At 37.1% G+C, this 22521-nt stretch carries 17 protein-coding genes and 2 riboswitches; of the genes, 9 read left to right on the forward strand and 8 right to left on the reverse strand.

The genetic code is table 11. The features are described 5' to 3' along the window. Positions 1-80 precede the first annotated feature (80 nt). Both CS937_RS15095 and CS937_RS15100 read left to right on the forward strand, forming a co-directional pair. The gene (locus CS937_RS15095; protein WP_099159302.1) at positions 81-1271 is read left to right on the forward strand and encodes a glycine C-acetyltransferase; all 1191 of its coding nucleotides are present in this window, start codon (positions 81-83) and stop codon (positions 1269-1271) included. A 91-nt stretch (positions 1272-1362) separates the two neighbouring features. Continuing rightward, entirely contained in the window at positions 1363-2304 is a 942-nt protein-coding gene (locus tag CS937_RS15100) for an L-threonine 3-dehydrogenase (protein WP_099159303.1), read from the forward strand. A gap of 38 nt (positions 2305-2342) precedes the next feature. Here the strand turns inward: CS937_RS15100 and CS937_RS15105 are convergent, their stop codons facing one another. Next, the gene (locus tag CS937_RS15105) at positions 2343-3971 is read right to left on the reverse strand and encodes an ABC-F family ATP-binding cassette domain-containing protein (RefSeq protein ID WP_099159304.1); all 1629 of its coding nucleotides are present in this window, start codon (positions 3969-3971) and stop codon (positions 2343-2345) included. Between the two features lie 287 nt (positions 3972-4258). On the opposite strand from CS937_RS15105, the gene CS937_RS15110 reads away from it, so the two are divergent. Together CS937_RS15110 and CS937_RS15115 are read left to right on the forward strand one after the other, a co-directional pair. Continuing rightward, positions 4259-4891, forward strand: a complete 633-nt coding sequence (locus CS937_RS15110) for a C40 family peptidase (protein ID WP_099159305.1) — start codon at positions 4259-4261, stop codon at positions 4889-4891. A 220-nt stretch (positions 4892-5111) separates the two neighbouring features. Next, positions 5112-6122: a helix-turn-helix transcriptional regulator gene (locus tag CS937_RS15115; protein ID WP_099159306.1), complete on the forward strand. Its 1011-nt coding sequence runs from the start codon at positions 5112-5114 to the stop codon at positions 6120-6122. 23 nt (positions 6123-6145) lie between these two features. Here CS937_RS15115 and CS937_RS15120 read toward each other — a convergent pair whose 3' ends face one another. The 6 genes from CS937_RS15120 to rarD all read right to left on the reverse strand — a co-directional run bounded on the left by CS937_RS15120 (position 6146) and on the right by rarD (position 13419). Continuing rightward, entirely contained in the window at positions 6146-6784 is a 639-nt protein-coding gene (locus CS937_RS15120) for a YpmS family protein (RefSeq protein ID WP_099159307.1), read from the reverse strand. Between the two features lie 15 nt (positions 6785-6799). Next, complete coding sequence (locus CS937_RS15125) at positions 6800-7693, reverse strand: SGNH/GDSL hydrolase family protein (protein ID WP_099159308.1); 894 nt, start codon at positions 7691-7693, stop codon at positions 6800-6802. A 240-nt stretch (positions 7694-7933) separates the two neighbouring features. Continuing rightward, positions 7934-8935, reverse strand: a complete 1002-nt coding sequence (locus tag CS937_RS15130; RefSeq protein WP_099159309.1) for a homoserine dehydrogenase — start codon at positions 8933-8935, stop codon at positions 7934-7936. Beyond that, a complete protein-coding gene (metX, locus tag CS937_RS15135; protein ID WP_099159310.1) occupies positions 8932-10002 on the reverse strand; it encodes a homoserine O-acetyltransferase MetX in 1071 nt (356 codons plus the stop codon). Before metX ends, CS937_RS15130 begins: the two co-directional genes overlap by 4 nt. Positions 10003-10300: 298 nt before the next feature. Further along, positions 10301-12049: a PLP-dependent aspartate aminotransferase family protein gene (locus CS937_RS15140; protein WP_099159311.1), complete on the reverse strand. Its 1749-nt coding sequence runs from the start codon at positions 12047-12049 to the stop codon at positions 10301-10303. Positions 12050-12150: 101 nt separating this feature from the next. Further along, positions 12151-12267: riboswitch (SAM riboswitch) on the reverse strand. A gap of 249 nt (positions 12268-12516) precedes the next feature. Beyond that, the gene (gene rarD, locus CS937_RS15145; RefSeq protein WP_099159312.1) at positions 12517-13419 is read right to left on the reverse strand and encodes an EamA family transporter RarD; all 903 of its coding nucleotides are present in this window, start codon (positions 13417-13419) and stop codon (positions 12517-12519) included. Between the two features lie 187 nt (positions 13420-13606). Between rarD and megL the strand changes: the two genes are divergently transcribed. Beyond that, the gene (gene megL, locus CS937_RS15150) at positions 13607-14812 is read left to right on the forward strand and encodes a methionine gamma-lyase (RefSeq protein ID WP_099159313.1); all 1206 of its coding nucleotides are present in this window, start codon (positions 13607-13609) and stop codon (positions 14810-14812) included. Positions 14813-14830: 18 nt separating this feature from the next. Here the strand turns inward: megL and CS937_RS15155 are convergent, their stop codons facing one another. Next, positions 14831-15391 (reverse strand): Rossmann-fold NAD(P)-binding domain-containing protein, encoded by a 561-nt coding sequence (locus CS937_RS15155; protein ID WP_099159314.1) that lies wholly within the window; start codon positions 15389-15391, stop codon positions 14831-14833. Positions 15392-15524: 133 nt separating this feature from the next. Here CS937_RS15155 and cls point away from each other — a divergent pair, with 133 nt between their 5' ends. The 4 genes from cls (at position 15525) to CS937_RS15175 (ending at position 22501) form a co-directional block, all read left to right on the forward strand. Further along, positions 15525-16967, forward strand: a complete 1443-nt coding sequence (gene cls / locus CS937_RS15160; protein ID WP_099159315.1) for a cardiolipin synthase — start codon at positions 15525-15527, stop codon at positions 16965-16967. A 27-nt stretch (positions 16968-16994) separates the two neighbouring features. Continuing rightward, positions 16995-17522: an acyl-CoA thioesterase gene (locus CS937_RS15165; protein ID WP_099159316.1), complete on the forward strand. Its 528-nt coding sequence runs from the start codon at positions 16995-16997 to the stop codon at positions 17520-17522. 172 nt (positions 17523-17694) lie between these two features. After that, positions 17695-19119, forward strand: a complete 1425-nt coding sequence (locus CS937_RS15170; RefSeq protein ID WP_099159317.1) for an alanine/glycine:cation symporter family protein — start codon at positions 17695-17697, stop codon at positions 19117-19119. Positions 19120-19899: 780 nt separating this feature from the next. After that, positions 19900-20076: riboswitch (cobalamin riboswitch) on the forward strand. 160 nt (positions 20077-20236) lie between these two features. Then, positions 20237-22501, forward strand: a complete 2265-nt coding sequence (locus tag CS937_RS15175; RefSeq protein WP_099160082.1) for a ribonucleoside-diphosphate reductase subunit alpha — start codon at positions 20237-20239, stop codon at positions 22499-22501. Positions 22502-22521: the final 20 nt, after the last annotated feature.

Consider the following 22521-nt stretch of genomic DNA (forward strand, 5'->3'; position numbering starts at 1 on the left):
TACATTTAACTAAAGCGTGTGTTCACTCAGTGTGTACAGTTGTGTATAAAACGCTTACAATAAAAGGAGGAATTAATAAAATGACTAGTAAAGCATTACAATCGTTTTTGGATGAAAACATTGCTGATTTGAAAGAGCGCGGTCTATACAACGAAATTGACCCTGTGCAGGGACCAAATGGACCAATTATTACAATCAATGGAAAAGAATTAATTAATCTTTCTTCAAATAATTACCTTGGACTCGCAACAGACGAACGCTTGAAAAAAGTTGCAAAAGAGGCAGTAGACTCACATGGTGTGGGAGCAGGAGCGGTACGGACAATCAATGGTACGTTGGATCTTCACTTAGAACTAGAGAAGAAATTGGCCGAATTCAAAGGGACAGAAGCGGTTATTTCTTTCCAATCTGGATTTAATTGTAATATGGCAGCTATATCGGCAGTAATGGACAAAAATGATGCAATTCTTTCCGACCAGCTAAACCATGCATCTATCATTGATGGGTGTCGCTTATCTAAAGCAAAAATTATTCCATTTGGGCATTCTGATATGGATGACCTTCGTAAAAAAGCGAAAGAAGCGGTTGAATCGGGTAACTATAATAAAATTATGGTCATTACCGATGGTGTTTTCTCCATGGATGGGGATGTTGCAAAACTTCCTGAAATCGTTGAGGTTGCCGAAGAGTTTGACCTAATCACGTATGTCGATGATGCTCATGGTTCTGGTGTATTAGGCAAAGGCGCTGGTACTGTTAAACATTTTGGCTTACAAGATAAAATTGACTTCCAAATGGGGACACTTTCAAAAGCAATCGGTGTTGTTGGCGGATATGTTGCCGGAAAAGCAGATTTAATCGATTGGTTAAAAGTTCGCTCACGCCCGTTTTTATTCTCAACAGCTGTAACACCAGCAGATGCAGTAGCGGCTACAAAAGCAGTTGAGTTATTAATGGAAAGTACTGAATTAAATGAAAGACTTTGGGAGAACAGCAATTATTTAAAAGAAGGCTTAAAGAATTTAGGCTTTGATATCGGTGAAAGTGAAACACCAATCACGCCATGTATTATTGGTGATGAAAAAGATACACAAAAGTTTAGCAAGAAATTAAATGAAGCAGGAGTATATGCGAAATCAATTGTATTCCCAACTGTGCCAAGAGGTACTGGGCGCGTAAGGAATATGCCTTCTGCAGCACATACAAAAGAAATGCTTGACGATGCAATTGCAATATATAAAAAAGTCGGTAAAGAAATGGGTCTTATTTAAGAAATATATTGGACATAGAAATGGATTATCGTGGATTTTCGCAATCGATTTTCCGACTTTTGACTTCTGGAAAAGATAAGGGGTATAACGCATGAAGAAAATTCTAGTCACCGGTGCACTCGGTCAAATTGGTTCAGAGCTCGTGACAAAACTACGAGAGATTTATGGATCAACAAATGTAATTGGGACAGATATAAAACAAAAAGAAGAAAGTGATGGTCCATTTGAAATTGTTGATGTGACTGATGCTAATCGTTTATTTGAAGTTGCTAAAGAGCATAATGTTGACACAATCATGCATTTGGCAGCACTTTTATCAGCAAAAGCCGAACAGATTCCTAAAAAAGCTTGGGATTTAAATATGGGTGGTCTTGTGAATGCATTAGAAGTAGCACGTGAACTTGATTTACAATTTTTCACACCAAGTTCAATTGGTGCATTTGGGCCCACAACACCAAAAGACAACACACCACAGGACACAATTCAACGTCCGACAACGATGTATGGTGTTAATAAAGTAGCTGGCGAGCTGCTTTGCGATTATTACTACCATCGATTTGGAGTAGATACCCGTGGTGTCCGTTATCCTGGATTAATCTCATATGTAACGCCTCCAGGCGGTGGAACGACTGATTATGCTGTGGAGATTTATTATGAGGCAATAAAAAACAAAGCCTATACATCATATATTGCAGAAGGCACATATATGGATATGATGTATATGCCTGATGCTTTGAATGCTATTGTACAATTAATGGAGGCAGATCTAAGTAATTTAAAACATCGTAATGCATTTAATATATCTGCTATATCTGCAGCACCTGAAGATTTTGCAAAAGCAATTCAAAAGCATATACCTGATTTCAAATTGGATTATGATGTTGACCCAGCACGACAAAAAATTGCCGAAAGCTGGCCAAACAGCATCGACTCATCAGCAGCAACAGAAGAATGGGGCTTTAAAGCAGAATATGACATCGATGCAATGACAAAAGACATGCTTGAAAAAATAGCTGTAACACCTGTTAAATAAGAACGGGACAGAGGGTCTGACCCTCTGTCCCTTAAACTTTATACCTCTGTTCCATACATTTCATTAATCTGTTTTTGTAGCTTCTTATCCTGTACATACTCATCATAGCTCATCTCTTTATCGATGATTCCTTTTGGTGTGATCTCGATTAAGCGATTTGCTATACTGTTGACGAATTGATGGTCATGTGATGTAAAAAGAATTGATCCCTTAAATTTGATTAATCCATTATTTAATGCAGTAATGGACTCTAAGTCTAAGTGATTTGTTGGCTCATCTAATAGCAATACATTGGCATTGCTGAGCATCATTTTTGATAACATACAACGGACCTTTTCTCCACCGGACAATACGCTTGCTTTCTTCAATGCTTCTTCTCCAGAAAACAACATTCTACCTAAGAATCCACGTAAAAATGTTTCTGTTTCATCTTCCGGTGAATATTGCCTTAACCAGTCCACTAACGATAAATCATTATTTTCAAAATAAGCAGCATTGTCTTTTGGAAAATAGGATTGAGAAGTGGTAACTCCCCATTTATATGTTCCGGCATCTGGTTCTATTTCACCCATTAATATTTTAAATAACGTCGTTTTGGCAATTTCATCTTTACCAACAAAAGCAACCTTGTCATCCTTGTTGATTGTAAAGCTTACATTATCTAAAACCTTCTTATCGCCAATTGTTTTGCTCAAACCTTCTACTCGGAGTAAGTCGTTCCCGATTTCCCTTTCTGGTGTAAAAGCAATATAAGGATATTTACGAGAAGATGGCTTAATATCATCCAATGTAATATTGTCTAAAAGTTTTTTACGAGAAGTTGCTTGTTTCGATTTTGAAGCATTGGCACTAAATCTCGCGATAAAGGCTTGTAATTCCTTTATTTTTTCTTCTTTCTTTTTGTTTGCTTCTTGTGCCATTTTAGTTGCAAGCTGGCTAGATTCATACCAAAAGTCATAGTTACCAATATAAATCTGGATTTTTCCATAATCAACATCCGCAATATGTGTACATACTTTGTTTAAGAAGTGTCTATCATGGGATACGACAATTACGGTATTTTCAAAGTTAATCAAGAATTCCTCTAGCCATTGAATTGCTTGAATGTCTAAGCCGTTTGTTGGCTCATCTAATAATAAAATATCCGGGTTGCCAAAAAGTGCTTGTGCAAGAAGAACTTTCACCTTTTGGTCGCCAGTTAAGTCAGCCATGTTCAAATAGTGAAGCTCTTCACCAATTCCTAGACCTTTCAATAAAACTGCAGCATCTGATTCTGCTTCCCAACCGTTCATCTCAGCGAATTCACCCTCGAGTTCCGCAGCACGCATGCCATCTTCCTCGGAAAAATCAGCTTTCATGTAAATAGCGTCTTTTTCCTGTTTTACTTTATATAATCGCTCATGGCCCATTAACACAGTATCTAAGACCTGAAACTCTTCATATGCAAAGTGATTCTGCTTAAGCACAGTCATTCGTTCACCAGGTGATAGGGAAACATTTCCCGATTGAGGTTCAACTTCACCTGATAAAACCTTTAGGAAGGTAGATTTACCAGCACCATTAGCACCAATTAACCCATAACAGTTTCCTGCAGTGAATTTTAAATTCACATCTTCAAATAACTTTTTATCTCCATATCGTAAACTGACATCAGTTACAGTTATCATTTGTGTATATCCTCCAAAAAAATAGTAATCAAAGTTTAGCTTACGGTAAATAAAGGGTTTCGTCAATGTTAAATACATCGTATACTGTAAGTAGGAAAGTATATTTATTACAAAAAGATAAAAAATTGCAAAACAGCTTGTATATTTATTGATTTTTCGGTAAAGTTTTGATATAAGTGCCGATTAGATTTTAAAATAGTAAAAAAAAGACTATATTTTTTATGGGAAATATGCAACAATAAATCAACGCTATTATTCGTTAACAGTTATTAACGGAGGGGAATTTTATGGGGGAAAGAACTGTTTATTTTCTCTTTACAGATACAGGCACTTATTTATCACGTGCCATTAATTATTGTACAAAGCAATCATTAAACCATGTCTCGATAGCCTTTGATGATGATTTACAGGAAGTATATAGCTTTGGTAGAAAACGTCCAAGAAATCCATTTATAGGTGGATTCGTTAAGGAAGATATTCGAAGTGATTTCTTAAAGGATTCAAATTGTGCGGTCTATAAATACCACATACCTGAGGCTGATTGTGAAAGAGTACTTCTTAAAATTAAAGAATTTGAGAAACAACAGGATAATTATAAATATAATTTTATTGGATTAATTGGAGTATTACTTCAAATAGAAATAAACCGTGAAAATGCGTTATTCTGTTCTCAGTTTGTTGCAACAGTACTACAGGAATCAAATAATTTTAAGCTTTCAAAGCCGCTCTGCTTTACAACTCCCGCAGATATTCGTAATCTCGCCGGGTTAGAATTGATCTATGAAGGAAAACTAGGTGATTATCAACAAAATAGAATGGATACAGAGCGAAAGTTAGTAAAAGGGGAAACTACTTCTTTAACAAAGCAATCATTTATATTTTTATTATCGAAAAAAGTAAAAAGTTTTGTCATCAAATGAGAAGAACCATACACTTAATGTAGATGGTTCTTTTTTTAAGGCGCTTTTTGTATAGTTTGTTGCTACTTATAGAAACTGAGACATAATAGCAACGTGATTTTTGTAGCGTTTGGAAGCGGGGTGTTGCGTCGCATTTTATATCAACTATTAAGATTCTGCATTTGAAAAAGCAATAGTTTTCTAGAAAACAGTCTTTTTTAAAGTAGAAGGAGGGAATTTAATGGAACGGGGAAGCAATTATCGTTTACTGAAAATGAAGGAACTTTTATTTAATGAAACGGATGATTTCCATGAGCTTGGCATTGACGAAATAAGTGAAAAGCTGCGTTTACTATTTGGGGAAGAAATGGCGTTTGATAACCGTACATTAAAGCATGACTTGAAAATATTAGATGAAATGGACTTTGAAATCGTAAAAAATAAGGGTAAGTTCGGGAAAACACTTTACAGTCACCAATCAAGATTATTTGAAACATATCAATTACGGTTAATTATTGATGCCATTTTATCAGCACGTTTTATTACTACAAATGAAAAGAAGAAATTGATTAAAAAGGTAAAACAGCTTACAAGTAAATATATTGCCAAAACACTTCCAGAACCAATTTTATTCAGTCAGTCAGCAAATATAGATTATGAATTGGTCAAATTAAATATTGACTGTGTACATAGAGCAATCTCAGAGAGGAAAGTACTTACCTATCAATACGGGAAGTTTAACGTTCATAAGGAGTTTGAATTTCATCGTAATGGTGCTACGTATCATGTTGAGCCATATGCGTTAATCTGGCAAAACGATTACTATTATCTCATCGGTCGTTTTCAGGAAACAAATGAAATTAGACATTACCGGCTTGATCGGATTCGTAATATAACTGTAAGTGAAAATGATTTTACTAAAATGGATAACTTTCATTTACAAGAATATGTTAATCAAAGCTTCCATATGTTTGCAGGCGAGGAAATTCGGATTAAGATTCGTTTTCACCTTGATTTAGTCAACGTTGTACTAGATCGTTTTGGACAGGAAGTAGATATTAAACAAATAGATGATGACCATTTTGTTTTAACGACAAAAGCGAAATTATCGGATGGTCTAATCAATTGGATCCTAACATGGGGTAATCAGGCAAAAGTTTTATCGCCGGATTATTTAGTCGATGAAGTAAAAGAAAAGATTGAGCAGATGAATGCTGTATATGATAATGAAACTAAAAAAGGCAAGAGATAGAGTCTCTTGCCTTTGTGGAGTAATTAGTATTGATCTTTCTCTATACCTAAAGTTTCATAAGGTACTCTAATTTTGAATGCTAGATTGTTAGCCTCTAGATCAATGTGTTCAACACTAACCTCGAAGTTACTTTTAATTTTCATTTCAGAAACGGATACATAAATTTCTTCTTCCTTTGGATTAATGGTAACCCATTCAGGCATTGGTAAATACTTTTTCATGTATTCCATTATCTTTTGATTGGGTAGATTTAGTAATCCAATTGAAATGGATTTTTGTTTTAAAATGACATTTCCATCTTCTTGAACAAGTGGTTCAAGATGTACCGATAATGGTACAGTGCTCGAAAATACAGGTAATTCCCCAAGCAAATGCACGTCATCCTCGAGTGATATGCTATAGTTATGTTTTGTATCGTTCAGAAGTTTATCAAGATAGGCATTAACTAAATCATTTAGGTTCTTTTTTGTGGTTCGAACGATAAATTCAGAGCTTTCGTTTGCTTGCTCCTTCTCAGTATTTGGCTGGGGTGTTTCGGAAACAGGCCAAAAGATAAAAACGATAAGTGCTAAAATAACAAATGCATTTAACAATAGCAAGCTATAAAACAATCGTTTCCATTTTCTTTTCTTTGGCGGCTTATTTGACCTTAACTCTTTCATAATAGCTCACCTTTCTTAATTAGTTAAATACTCTAATACTCGTCTTGCCATTCGCTGATATCCACGCGTGTTCGGATGGAAATTATCCTCAGCAAATAAGTCGACATTTGTATCATCGAATAAATCTATTGTCGGTATAAATGTTATGTTTTCATACATCCCGGCAACCTTTTTTCCTGTGCTATTCCAATTTTCAACAATAATACCAAGTTCCTTTATCTCAGGGAAGTATTTTCCGAATGGATTATAGAAGCCTAATAAGTATATTTTCATATTAGGATTGAACTTATTTATTTTGTCAAAAATCTTCTTTAAACGTTCCTCGTAAGCAATTCGTTCCTGGGCAAAATCTTTAAATGTTAAATTCGTGAAATTCTCTTTTACCACTTTCATAATATCATTAGCCCCAATTGTGATAAGCACGATGTCGGAATTTGAAATGGATGTAGCAATCTCTGGCTTTTCTAACCGCTTTAGAAGCTGATCTGAACGATTCCCGCGTTTGCCGTAATTTTCAAATTTAACTATTTGGTTATCCTTATTTAGGGCCTTATCTAATATCCCGACGTATCCACCATCACCAGTACTGTCTCCAACGCCTTGTGTTAAAGAGTCACCAATTGCTGTGATATGTGTTTCTTTATTTGTGAAATAATCGATTGTAGACTGGACAGCTTCAGAAACCATATCTTTAAATTGGGTTTTTATAGGATCATTTTCTTGTTCAGCCTCGATGTTTTCCTGTTCTTTCTCAACATCCCTATCGGTTTGTTGTTCTTCCTCGTGAACTCGCGATTGCTTGTTTTCTTTTGTTTCAATTACTTGTTTAGAAGGTTGAGTGGTAACAAGAATCATACCGATTCCTATAAAAAGGATAACGATTAAAATGAGAGCAATTTTTTTCTTCATGTAAATCACACCTAAGATGATAATTTTCTAGTCTATATTAGCACATTACCTTGTTTTGTGTTCAATATTATATATTTACCCATTTTTACGGGTAAGTATCACGGAATAATATTTCGATTGTTTTACAATTGTTAGTATATAATATGGGGTCGTACATGGGTTTGTGTTCAGATGTGGCCAGGAATGGAGAAAAAGGTGGTTAAACAGTTGTTTTACTGTCTACCCACCTTATAGGAAGCTTTATGAAAAAGCTATGACAGAATCCTTGTTCCGGATTTCATATGGTTGTTTCATAATGTGGCAAAGGTCCTCAACCATTGCACTGGCAGTAGGATAGGCACCTGCTCCAGGTCCTGTGAGTGTTAGATTACCGAGGATATCAGTCTCCATGTAAATTGCGTTGTTAACACCCTCAATTGCATAAAGTGGGTGGTTTGTGGGAATTGCCCTTGGCTCAATACTAGCAGCAATTGTTCCGTCGAATAACGCAATTTCAGCAATATGTTTGATTCTTTTACCGGAGGCAGCCTCTTTTTCTATTGTTTGTTTAGATACTCGAGAAATACCGATGCGTTTTACATTTTCCCATACAGGCTGCTCATCAAATAGAAGTTCACTTAAAATTTTTAATTTATAGAATGCGTCATATCCCTCAATATCATTCGTTGGGTCGGCTTCTGCATACCCTAGTGACTGTGCTTTTTGTAAAGCATCGTCAAACGTTGACCCTTTTTCCCTCATTTTAGTCAGAACATAATTTGATGTTCCATTAAGGATAGCTTGCACTTTCGTAATTTTATTTACATGGAGGAGCTGTTGAATTGTTTGGATGATAGGGATGCCTCCAGCAGTAGTGGCATCAAAGCCTATTCCTACATTGTATTCAGCAGCAAGCTTTTTCAGCTTCTGTCCATGTTCCTGGAACATTTCCTTGTTTGCTGTTATCACATGCTTGTTAGCTTCGATGCATTGTTTTAAGTAGCTGAATGCAGGTTCTTTTCCCACAATTGCTTCGAAAACGATATCAATTGTTGGATCACTTAGGATGGTTTTAAAATCTGTTGTAAAACGAATATGATCCGAATTATTTTGGTGTATTTCTGGATTCTTTATTAATATTGTGGAAATTTCCACTGGTACACCGACTATATTTTTTAAACGTTCCTGGTGATGATAGATCACATCACGAACACCCTGACCAACCGTACCAAATCCAAGGATTGCAACAGAAAGCTTTTTCATTTTGGAAAAACCTCCTTTACATCTGTTTTTAAAAATTCCTTTATCACATGTCCCCATTTGTCAAACTCTGTTAAAAAGCCATCATGCCCAAAATCAGTCTTGACATGATAATAGAAACTATCCGAAACGTGTTCAGATAGTTCCTTAATTTGTTTTGGCTCATAGATTAAATCATTTTCAAAGCTAATTGCGAGTAGGGGACATTTATATTTTTTAACGGCCTGTTTAATGCCTCCACGTCCATTACCTATATCATGGTAGTTCATTGCGTTTAACAAGGAAAGGTAGCTATTGGGATCGAACCGTCTCATTAATTTTTCACCTTGATAATCTAAATATGTGGAGACACTGTAATCATCTTTTGTTTTTTCTCGGTTAAACCGCCTGGAAAATAAGTCAGAACTGCGATAAGTGACCATTCCAATCATACGCGCTATTTCCATGCCTTTTATCTCCATATCGGTTTTATAGTAGCCATCATTCCAAGTTGGATCTGCTTTAATAGCAGATGCGGCGATATGGTTAAAGGCGATTCCATAATCGGAAAAGACTGGTGTTGCAGCTAAAACAATAAGTTTATCCATGGCCTTTGGATAGAGTAACCCCCATTCAAGTACCTGCATCCCACCAAGAGAACCTCCAATAACTGCAGCAAGCTTCCTGATTTGCAATTCCTGTAACGCTTGATATGTTGCATGTACCGTATCACGGACAGTTATTGCAGGAAAATCTGCCTGATATCTTTCACCGGTTCTAGGGTGTAATGAGGTCGGTCCGGTAGATCCATCACAACCACCTAGTACGTTAAATGTAATAACCTGAAATTTATCTGTATCAATGTACTTATTTGTGCCAATAAGTCCGTCCCACCAGCCAGGGGCGTCCTTTGTTCCTACTGTACAATGGTTGCCGGTTAATGCATGGCAAACAAGAATGATAGGTGCGCCGGCAGGACCGACGCTTTCATAATGTAAGGTTACTTTTTCCAATGTTTCCCCTGAAGTTAAATGGAACGGGCCGAATGATACACATCCAGTTATAAATTTTTTGATTAGCGTTTTGTTCATATCGTACCCGTCCTTTATAAAGATTCGTTATTTTAGATTTACTTTTTTCATAAGTTGCCTTTAACCTCGTAGTTTCAGTAAACTGTGACGTGAATATTGTATTTTATGTTGCTCCTGGATACCGCAGCCCGTATACACTTCGCTTTCCGGGGGCGGCTGATAAGCCTCCTCGCGAGCCCGCGGAAAGCGTAATGTATTTCCGGAACGTTGGTCCAACATCAATCTACGTCGCAGTTTATGTCTATTATGTCAAAAAACATTCTTTACTTTTTTCTGACCAGTCGTCACCGCTTTTGTTTTATACTTCCACTGTAGTACGTTCTATTACGTTTCCCCGTAAGCGTGCAAATTCTTCATATGGTTTTGTTCCCGTAACTACCGTGATACCAACTGCTTCTGCATTTTCTAACGTTTTATCAGAATCCTCTGGTTGTTCTATCCATAAAATTTTTCCTTGCTTGTTGATAAACTCTTCAATTGTATTGGCTGGGAGGGCGCCCTGATCTAACCAAACTGCATCAATATCAAATGGAACATCAGCCAATTTATTGTAAGTTGTTTCTTGAAATGTTGATTGTTCTGTTTCACTAATTGGTACAATCTTAAACCCGAGTTGTTGCAGTTGTTTAGCATCTTCAAAAATAGCTCCTGAACCAGATACGGCAATGACTTTCTGACGTACGTTGCCTCCTTCACGTTCAAATGGAGAAGTTAATAACCAGTTGATAGCATCTTCTGCTGTTGGTTTAAACGTTTCTTCATAGCCTGTAGCTTTCGCGATTGCTTGATCTAAATCTACTAAAATATCGTTAACACGTTCGATGCCGATTGATAAACGAACTAATTCTTCTGTTACACCACTCTTTTGTAAATCCTCTGCACCTAGCTGTTGATGTGTCGTTGATGCTGGATGAATAATTAATGACTTCGCATCTCCAACGTTCGCCACATGTGACCAAAGTGATACATTATCAATTAATTTTCTACCTGCATCCCGACCACCTTTAATACCAAATGTAATGATAGAACCATATCCATTTTTAAGATACTTTGTTGCAAGATTATATGATGAGTGGTCTTTTAATCCAGGGTAATTGATCCATTCCACAGCAGGATGATCTTGTAAATATGCTGCTACTTCTTCAGCATTCTTGCTATGTCTTTCTACACGTAAATGTAATGTTTCGAGCCCTTGTAAAAGTAAAAATGCGTTTTGTGGGCTTAAGCATGCACCGATATCACGTAATAGCTGTACGCGTAGTTTTGTTACGAATGCAGCTGGACCTACATCAACAAAACGGAGTCCGTTATAACTAGCATCTGGTTCTGTGAATCCAGGGAAGTTACCATTACCCCAGTTGAAACGTCCACCGTCAACAACGACGCCGCCAATTGCTGTTCCATGACCGCCAATCCATTTTGTTGCGGAGTGGACGACGATGTCTGCTCCCCATGTTAATGGTTTCGTAATATAAGGTGTTGCGAAAGTGTTATCGATGATTAGTGGAATGTTGTTTTCGTGAGCAATAGCTGCAACCCCTTCAACGTCAAAAACATTGAGACTAGGGTTTGTAATAATTTCACCATAAATAGCTTTTGTTTTGTCCGTAATCGCGTCACGAATTGCACCAAGGTCAGTACCATCGACGAATTTTACATCGATACCGTAGCGTGGCAATGTGGTGGCGAATAGGTTATATGTTCCGCCATATAAATTACTATCAGCAATAATTTCATCACCAGCACCTGCTAAATTTAAAATTGATAACGTAATCGCAGACATACCGGATGATGTAGCAACTGCTGCAACCCCGTCTTCAAGTGAAGCAATCCGTTGTTCAAAAACATCAACAGTTGGGTTGCCAATTCGAGTATAAATGTTTCCAGCTTCCTGTAGACCGAATAAATTTTGAGCATGCTCTGTGTCACGAAACACGTAAGATGTTGTTTGGTAAATTGGAACCGCTCGGGATCCTGTTGCTGGATCTGGCTCCTGACCACCGTGAAGTAATACTGTTTCTGGATTTTGCAGATGAAAATTTGACATGAATAAATTCCTCCTTTTTTTATATGGGTCAAAAAGATAGGAAAAGAGGGGAAATAAAAAGCCCTCTTCCTAAGAAGAGGGCGTATCGTTTAACGTTCCTCCTCTTATCTTCCAGATCATGATTGACCTGTAGGATTTAGCACCTTTCAAGCGAGCTGCCTCACTTGATGGTTGCCGGGCTTCACAGGGCCTATTCCCTCCACCGCTCTTGATAAGAGATATAAATTTTGAAAATTTAATTTAAAAAGAATTATATACCTAACTTTTAGCAGAGTCAACTACATTTTTTAAGAAAATAAATTAATTTAGAATTCCGTTGGATAAATAAGGAAATACGATCCGATTTTAGCAAAATACAATCCGATTCAGCAATATACAATCCAAATTCTTAATTTACGATCCGAAATCGATAAAATACAAGCCAAAACACCTTAAATACGATCCAACCACAATTTCCAGCCAGCTAGCTATCTAGATTTCCTTATCGGACGCCGCTGTGCCGATCCCATGTAGATAATCAAGGCAATCCAAATTAAAGAAAATGAAATTAGATGCGCTCGTGAGAATGTTTCATGGTATAGGAATACACCTAAAATTAACATGATAGTTGGCGCAATATATTGTAAAAATCCGACCATTGATAACGGGATTTGTTTGGCGCCAGTTGCAAACATTAGTAATGGAACCGCTGTAGCAATACCTGCTCCAATTAGTAATAGGTTGGTACTATTGAACAGATCTCCTGAAGTAAATCCCACGTTATCCGATATTGCTAATAAATAGATAAAAGCAATAGGTGTGACAATCATCGTCTCGATTGCCAGCCCGAACATAGCTCCAATATCAACCATTTTTTTCAACAAACCATAAAATCCAAAACTAAGTGCTAGCAGTATAGAGACCCAAGGGAAGACGCCATAACTAACAGCAAGGTTTATAACGCCAACACCAGCAATTAAAAAAGATAGAAGCTGACTTCTGGTTAATCGTTCTTTTAACACAATAATTCCAAGTAAAATACTGACAAGTGGATTGATATAATACCCTAGGCTTGCCTGGATAACGTGATCACTGTTAACTGCCCATATGTAGGTCAGCCAATTTATGCTAATTACGATGGATGCTAACGTAATACCAATTAGCTTCTTTTTATCCTGCATAATTATTTTACATTCTTTGATAAACTCCGACCACTTTCGTACACACAAAATAACGCCTATCATAAAAAGGAAAGACCATACAATTCGATGTGCTAATATTTCACCTGCAGATACCTGTTGTACTAGTTTCCAATAAATTGGTAGAAATCCCCAAAGCAAGTAAGCTCCAGCAGTGTAGATAATTCCAATTTTCTCTTCCGTCTGATTCATGCGGCTTCCCTCTCAATCTAGTAACGATTTTCATTCAAAGTAAAACAATTTTAGAAGTAACTGTAAAAAAAAGCAATAAACCTGCCTATGCACATATTGCGGAAAACGCTTTCAAATTGAGGTATTATACACTATGATAGAAGTAGATTAAGATAAAATGATATAAGTTTAAAAAGGGGAGAATGGGATGTCAAAAAAACATGAGCATTTTGAAACATCAGTTATTCATGACGGTTATGATGCCAAAGATATGTTGGGGAGTTTAGCAACACCTTTATTTCAAACATCAACATACACATTCGACACTGCTGAACAAGGTGAACGGAGGTTTGCGGGGGAAGAGGAAGGATATATTTATTCTCGTTTAGGGAATCCGACCGTCAACGTATTGGAAGAGCGAATTGCGGCACTTGAAAATGGAGAGCGTGGTCTTGCTTTTGGGTCCGGAATGGCAGCGGTTTCTGCTGTTTTGATTGCATTAACTAAGGCACATGATCACATTTTATGTTCCTCAGGTCTATATGGTTGTACGTTTGGATTGCTAACGATGATGCAAGAGAAATATAATATTACCCATGACTTTTCATCGATGGATTCAAAAGAAGCGGTTCGCTCATTGATCAAACCAGAAACAACGTGTATTTATGTGGAAACGCCAATTAATCCAACGATGAAATTAATCGACTTGCAAATGGTCTCGGAGGTTGCTAGTGAATTTAATATACCAGTTGTTGTTGATAATACGTTTTCTTCACCTTATTTACAACGACCGCTAGAATTAGGTTGTGACGTGGTGATTCATAGTGCAACAAAATATATCGGCGGCCACGGAGATGTCGTCGCAGGGCTGGTTGTTGGGAAAAAGGATTTCTTAGATTCTGTTCAGATGACAACACAAAAAGACATTGGCGGAATCATTTCACCGTTTGATGCATGGCTATTGATTAGAGGATTGAAAACATTACCAATACGACTTGATCGCCACTGTGATAATGCAGAAAATATATACGAAAAATTACGGAACCATCCTAATGTAACCAAGGTTTATTACCCAAACGATACTGACCATCCAGATTACTATATCCGTGAAAAACAAATGAAGCGAGGTGGTGGTCTAATTTCTTTTGAAATTAAAGGGACTAAAGAAGATGCCCAGGCGATGTTGAATGCATTGTCATTCGTCAAAATTGCTGTCAGTCTTGGAGATGCTGAAACATTGATACAACATCCAGCCACCATGACACACGCTGTCGTTCCAGAAGGATCTCGCTTAGAAATGGGTGTTACCGATCAACTCATCCGATTATCTACAGGTCTTGAAGCGTGGGAAGATATTTGGAATGACTTAGAACAAGCGTTAAATAAAATTAATGTAAAAGCTGTTAGTAAATAACTACTGGATAAAGTTATATTAAGGTCTTCTGTCCCATGGCTCAAGAGTACCGACAATGGTTTTATCGTTATTTGTTTTAATAGCATGAATGACACCGTTAGCAATTTCTTCGAGGGTAAGCCATCTGGAAAATTCTTTTTCTAAGACAAATCCTAAATATACACGTTTGTACTGGCAATTGTCTGGCACAGACGTGTTTTCTTTTTGAAAGTAATAGGAAGAACTACCTTGTATATGAAACAATCTCCATGGAAAATTAGAATATTGCTTGCTGATTTGCCTTATAATTAAAGGTAAGGCATTTGAAGCTGTTGAATGGATCCAGCTTACAACGATGCTTGGGCATCCGTATGTTTGCAATGCATTTTCTACTTCCATTTTTAATTTTTCATTTTCATGGTAATCCAATACAATAGCATGAATATTTTCTGGATGTTTACATGTCTTTTTCAACTCTTGATGCTTTTTTAAACTTCTACCAATAACAGAAACATTGTAATTGCTATCGGCAAGAAATTGACTTACCTTTTTGAGCATCCCTGTTCCACCGATCACGAATGCATGGCCTTTTTTCTTCATCGATTCACACCTCTTGTTTTTTACTAGTACTAGTATACAATATACATTTAAGGCAACTCGAATTGGGAAATTATATGATATATTAATAAGTAATGGATTAATTGTTTGTGCTTCTGGGAAGGAGTGTCTTTTTATGGTTTTTGTTCCCTATTTATTAGGATTTATTATAATATTTAATATTGCACTTGCTCTTACAATTATATTCCTTGAGCGTAAGGATGCTACCTCAACGTGGGCATGGCTAATGGTATTGTTGTTTGTACCAATCGCCGGTTTCTTTCTCTATCTAATTTTTGGAAAAAAACTAAGTAAACGAAGAATTTTTACTTGGGATACTAAAAGCAGACTTGGAGTAAAAAAGTCTGTTCAAGCACAGATGCGGGCGTTAGAAAAAAATCGTTTTGCATTTAAGCATAATGAGATTGCTGCATATAAGGATTTATATTTTTTACATTTACGAAATAATGATGCCATTTTTACACAAGATAACAAAGTAGAATTATATACCGACGGAAAAGAGAAATTCACAGCATTAATTCAGGATTTAGAAAAAGCGACTAATCACATTCACTTACTGTATTACATTATTCGTTACGATCAATTGGGGCAGCAAATATGTGATGTATTAGTTAAGAAAGCGAATGAAGGTGTCGAGGTTCGTGTTCTATATGATGATATGGGATCAAGAACACTCAAAAGAAAGTTCATTAAACGGTTACGCCATGCTGGAGCACAGGTGGAAGCATTTTTTCCCCCGAAGATTCCAAAGATCAATTTTAAAATTAATCATCGAAATCACCGTAAGCTAGCAATTATAGATGGACGTATTGGTTATATTGGCGGGTTTAACATTGGTGATGAATACTTAGGGAAAAATAAAAAAATGGGCTATTGGCGTGACACTCATATTCGTGTAAACGGTGACGCTGTAAAAAATATGCAAACACGTTTTATTTTAGATTGGAACCAGGCATCACGAAATGATATTTTATATGAGGACAGATATTATGCTGCGGTACCAACGGGTGATGTTGGTATTCAAATCGTATCAAGTGGTCCGGATTCAGACTGGGAACAAATTAAAAATGGTTATATCAAAATGATTATGTCAGCAAAGCAATATGTCTATATTCAGACACCGTATTTTATACCAGATGAAAGTCTTCGTGATGCATTAAGAATAGCCGCGTTATCTGGGGTGAATATAAAGATTATGATTCCTAACAAGCCGGATCATCCGTTTGTCTATTGGGCAACATTGTCCTATATAGGTGACTTGCTACAAGCGGGTGCAGAGGTATATATTTATCAAAATGGGTTTCTGCATTCAAAAACAATTATTGTTGATGGTAAAATTGCTTCTGTAGGAACTGCAAATATTGATGTACGTAGCTTCCGTCTTAATTTTGAGGTGAATGCATTTTTGTATGACATTTCAGTTGCTGAAAAGCTAGTGAATGCTTTTATGCACGATATTAGTTTGTCAACACAAATGACGAAAAAATTATATGAGAAACGTTCGGTAGGCATACGCTTTAAAGAATCGATATCGCGATTACTCTCACCAATATTATAATCGAATTTCACATAGGAGGAAAAATGTATGGAAAAGAAAACATGTTCAAATTCACTTGCTGTTAAAACATCACATGTATTACCACCAGATACAAATAATCACGGAACCCTTTTTGGTGGGAAATTAATGGCGCATATTGATGATGTAGCTGCGATTGCTGCGGTACGTCATGCTAGATTGCCCGTTGTTACTGCTTCCACAGATTCTGTCGATTTCCTATCACCAGTAAAGGAAGGAGATTCGATATGTGTGGAAGCGTTTGTGACATGGACCCACAATACATCAATGGAAGTATTTGTAAAGGCGGTGACAGAAAATCTGTTAACTGGTGAACGCAGGGTTTGTACGACGGCATTTCTCACATTCGTTGCCATTGATGATGATGGTAAACCTGTCCCAGTTCCAGATGTTTATCCGGAAACAGAACAGGAAAAACAATTGAATAAGCAAGCACCAGATCGTGCCCGTAGACGAAAAGAACGCCGTCAGCATTCAAAGGAAATTGCAAGAAGCTTTGGAACAGATTACCCGTGGAATAAAAGTAAGAATTATTAATTATTTGTCCGCAATTGCGGGATAAGTTAAAATGAAATAATGTGAAATAGTATAAGGAGCCACATTGTTTGGGCTTCTTTTATTTTAGTTTTCTTTTTTTACTATGAGGGAAAGGTAAAGATATTACACTTTTTTTCTTGCGAAGGTTTCATAAATGAAGGGAGAATATAGCATGGAGTTTATTGAAAAAATGGTAGGTGAAGTTAATGATGTATTGTGGACCTATGTTCTAATTATTGTCTTAATTGCATTAGGATTATGGTTCACCATTAAAACAGGGTTTGTGCAGTTCAGATACTTACCAGAAATGTTTCGCGTTCTATTTGACAAACGTACAATTAGTGCAGAAGGAAAAAAGGGAACATCTTCATTTCAGGCATTTGCTATTAGCGCTGCTTCACGTGTAGGGACAGGAAACCTTGCAGGTGTTGCATCAGCAGTAGCAATGGGTGGACCGGGCGCGGTCTTTTGGATGTGGATTATTGCTCTATTAGGCTCTGCAACAGCATTTATTGAAAGTACATTAGCGCAGGTTTATAAAGTTCCTGAAAAAAACCAATATCGTGGAGGACCCGCATATTATATGGAAAAGGGTCTTGGGAAACGCTGGTTAGGTATTATTTTTGCAATTACAATCACGTTTACGTATGGACTTGTTTTTAATTCCGTACAATCGAACACGATTAGCTTGGCTTTTGCAGGGGAATTTGATTTTAATAAAAATTACATGGCAATTATTTTAGTACTTTTAACTGCAATTGTTATCTTTGGCGGTCTAAAAAGTATCGCAAATGTAACGCAAATCATTGTACCGATTATGGCAATTCTTTATATTTTAATTGCAATCTATGTTTTAATCGCAAACATCACTGCAATTCCTGATTTGATTTCGCTTATCTTCCAAAATGCATTTGGTATTCGTGAAATAGCAGGTGGTGGATTTGGTGCAGCAATCATGATGGGAATTAAGCGTGGTTTGTTCTCTAACGAGGCCGGTATGGGTAGTGCACCAAATGCAGCAGCAACGGCTGAGGTAACACATCCAGCTAAACAAGGCTTAATTCAGGCATTGGGAGTATTTTTTGATACGATCCTAATCTGTAGTGCAACAGCATTCATTATTGTTACTGCTGGTGGGTACGAAGGTAGTAAGCTCGATGGGATTCAGTTAACGCAAAACGCATTTGAATTTCATGTGGGTGGATGGGCTTCAATCTTTATCGCAGTTGCAATATTCTTATTCGCTTACAGTTCCATTTTAGGAAACTATTACTACGGCGAAAATAACATCGAATATATTAAAAATAGTAAACTCGGTCTGTTTATTTATCGACTTGCAGTACTTGCGATGGTCATTTTTGGTGCAATCGCAACATTTGATTTAGTCTGGGCATTAGCCGATTTAACAATGGCAATTATGGCTTTAATCAACCTTTACGCTATTACAAGGCTGTATAAAATTGCAGCACGTGTCTTAAAGGATTATCAACGACAGCGGAAAGAAGGAAAGGATCCAGTCTTTTATCGTGATGTATTAGAAGATGACACTGGCGTTGAGTTCTGGGACCGTGAAAATGCAAAACATGTTGAGAAATAAATAAGAGAGAGGCTGGGACATAACTAAAACGTTTGGCTCAAAAGACGAACGATTACAGGATAGGAAGTTTAGAAGGTTACTTTTTCAACGGTAGGATCTTAATACGTAGTTGATATAAGCTACGATGTAAATTAAGCATTTTAAGTAGTTCATTAATCCCGCAGCCCGTATACACTCCGCGATCCTTAGGTCGGCTGATGAGCCTCCTCGTGCTACGCACTCCGGGGTCTCACCGATGCCTCATCTCCCCCAGGAGTCTCCGTGCATACGTGCTGGCTAGTAGAAAATATATGCTTAATTTACATGGTTATTAAAGTGGGAATATTAAGCACAAAAAAGCTAGTGGTACTGGTTTCAAGTATAATAACCATTATCTAGGATAGGTAACCTTATTACACCGCTACACTAGCCCGCAGCGACCCCGGACGGTGAATGAGAACTAGACTTAATTATTAAATCATTTACGTCACATTTTACTGACAATTAGCAAGGATTACGAATACCCATAAAGAAATATCCGAACTAATACAAATTCTAATTGAAGATTCATTAGTTCGGATTTTTCTTTGACTAAAATACTTTTATCCCAGCCACTTTTTAATATAATGGTTGTTAAAACTCAAACACACGGGTGATAATTGGTATTCTAGCTTTATTTCCACCGTCAAATTTTCATCTAAAAAATTCTTCCCTTGCCAAAACAAAGAATTTCATTTAGTATTGAAATTACACAAAATATACAATATCTTGTGTAATATAATGTCGATAAAACTACATATAGTATAAACTTTGAATGTAGACGCCAATAGGCTTAATAGGGAATCTGGTGAAATTCCAGAACTGCCCCCGCAACTGTAAATGCTAACGAAATGAGCAAATGACCACTATATACATGTATATGGGAAGGGCTCAGAGTAGGGCATAAGTCAGGAGACCTATCTACTTTTAAGTAATTTCAGCTTCTTCGGGGATTGAGAAGATGAGATGATGGTGCCGTGGAATAGGTTTCCCACATTTATTCGTGCTGTCGTTTCATCCACTCAATTTATTGGGTGGATTTTTTAAATTCCGTGAAAACAGGGAGGAAAATAAATTGAATACACAAACTTATCCAGAAATGAACGATGTATTAGAGAACATTGCTGTTGTTGCGAAAAAATATCAACTAGATGCAACGAGCATCATTCAACAAATCAAACAATCCAATTCAACGAAGGAGGAGGCTAACCAACAAGCCTTATTCTATGCACTCAACAATATCGCAATGGATGAACCTGCTTGGACTTTTGTAGCAGCACGCATGTATTTGAATGAGTTGTATCAAATGGCTGCTGATAATCGTGGATATAGACCTGAAATAAAATATGGTGGTTTTTATGAATTAATTAATACGCTTTCAGACAAAGGAATATATGCAGCTGATTTACGAAGTATTTATTCAAAAGATGAAATCAACGTACTAGAAAAGGAAATTAACCCTGAACGTGATCATCTGTTTAATTATATTGGCCTTTTCCTGCTTGCGGATCGGTACATAACAAAAGATCATGATCGTAATATATATGAGCTTCCACAGGAACGATTCATGATTATAGCAATGACATTAATGAAAAATGAGCCAAAAGAAAAGCGGTTGGAATTAGTAAAAGAAGCATACTGGGCACTGAGCAATTTATACATGACAGTGGCAACACCAACGCTCGCTAACGCTGGGAAAAGCTTTGGTCAGCTCTCGTCTTGCTTTATCGATACTGTCGATGATTCACTTGACGGCATTTATTTGAACAACTGGGACATTGCTAGACTGAGCAAGGATGGCGGCGGAATTGGTGTTTATTACGGTAAGGTACGTGCACTTGGATCGGACATAAAAAAATTCAAGGGTAATTCGTCGGGTGTTGTACCTTGGATTCGACTTCTGAATGACACTGCAGTTAGTGTTGATCAGCTGGGACAACGACAAGGAGCAGTAGCTATTTATTTGGATGTTTTTCATAAAGACATTATGAACGGATTTCTTGATTTGAAAACAAATAATGGAGATGAGCGACGTAAGGCACATGATATTTTCACAGGTGTAGCCATTCCGGATCTATTTATGAAAAAACTGCAAGAGGTCGACGAAAATGGTCGAAGTATTGGTGAGTGGCATACTTTTTGTCCACATCAGGTTAAACAAATGATGGGATGGAAGGACAAAAACGGTACCCCTCTTGGACTCGAGGATTATTACGATGAAATAGGTGATAACTATTTCACTGAAAAGTACGAAGAAGCTGTTAACCATCCGCTTTTACCAAGAAAAACGTATCGTGCGATGGATATTATGGCGAGGATTATGGTTGCACAATTAGAGACTGGAACACCGTATATGTTTTACCGAGATGAAGCCAATCGTCAAAATCCTAACAAGCATGTTCGAGGTAGAGGACTTACCTCCATATATTGTAGTAATTTGTGTACGGAGATTATGCAGAACATGTCTGCGACAACGATTGCGAAGGAATATCAGGATGAACAGGGGAATATTGTTATCATTCGAAAACCCGGTGATTTCGTCGTTTGTAATTTATCATCGATTAATCTTCCGAAAGCGATAGAAGCTGAAGCGTTGGAGCGGTTAATTCCTATTCAAATGAGAATGCTTGACAATGTAATTGATTTAAACACGATAAAAGTGGGACAAGCCCAAATAACGAATAAAAAGTATCGAGCAGTTGGTTTGGGGACATTTGGCTGGCATCATCTCTTAGCCCAAGAAGGGATCTATTGGGAATCGGATCAAGCAGTAGAATTTGCTGACAAATTATACGAGGACATAGCATATTACGCGATTAAATCTTCAATGGAACTCGCTAAGGAAAAAGGAATGTACAGTGAATTTCTAGGTTCTGAATGGCAGACGGGAGCATATTTTGAACGAAAAGGATACGAAACTGAGCGCTGGAAGGATCTTCGAAATGATGTCGCTGAACATGGAATTCGAAACGGCTGGTTAATGGCTGTCGCACCTAATTCATCTACAGCAAAAATTGGGGCTTCAACAGACGGAATTGATCCTATCTATGCAGTTGAATACGCGGAAGAAAAGAAGAATTTTAAATTTAAAGTCACTGCACCTGATTTAGATCATATTACGTATAATTACTACCGTCGCTCAAGACATGAGTTAGATCAAGTATGGAGTATTAGGCAAAATGCTGCCCGTCAGCATCATGTAGATCAGGCAATCAGTTTTAATTTATATGTTCGTCATGATATTAAAGCAAGAGATTTGTTAAACCTGCACCTAGAGGCGTGGAGTCATGGGTTAAAAACGACTTATTATGTAAGAAGTACATCACAATCAGAAATCGAAGAATGTGAAGCATGTCATAGTTAAATTTTTTGAGGAGGTATACA

Source organism: Virgibacillus ndiopensis (genome assembly GCF_900187325.1).
GTDB lineage: Bacteria > Bacillota > Bacilli > Bacillales > Amphibacillaceae > Virgibacillus_E > Virgibacillus_E ndiopensis.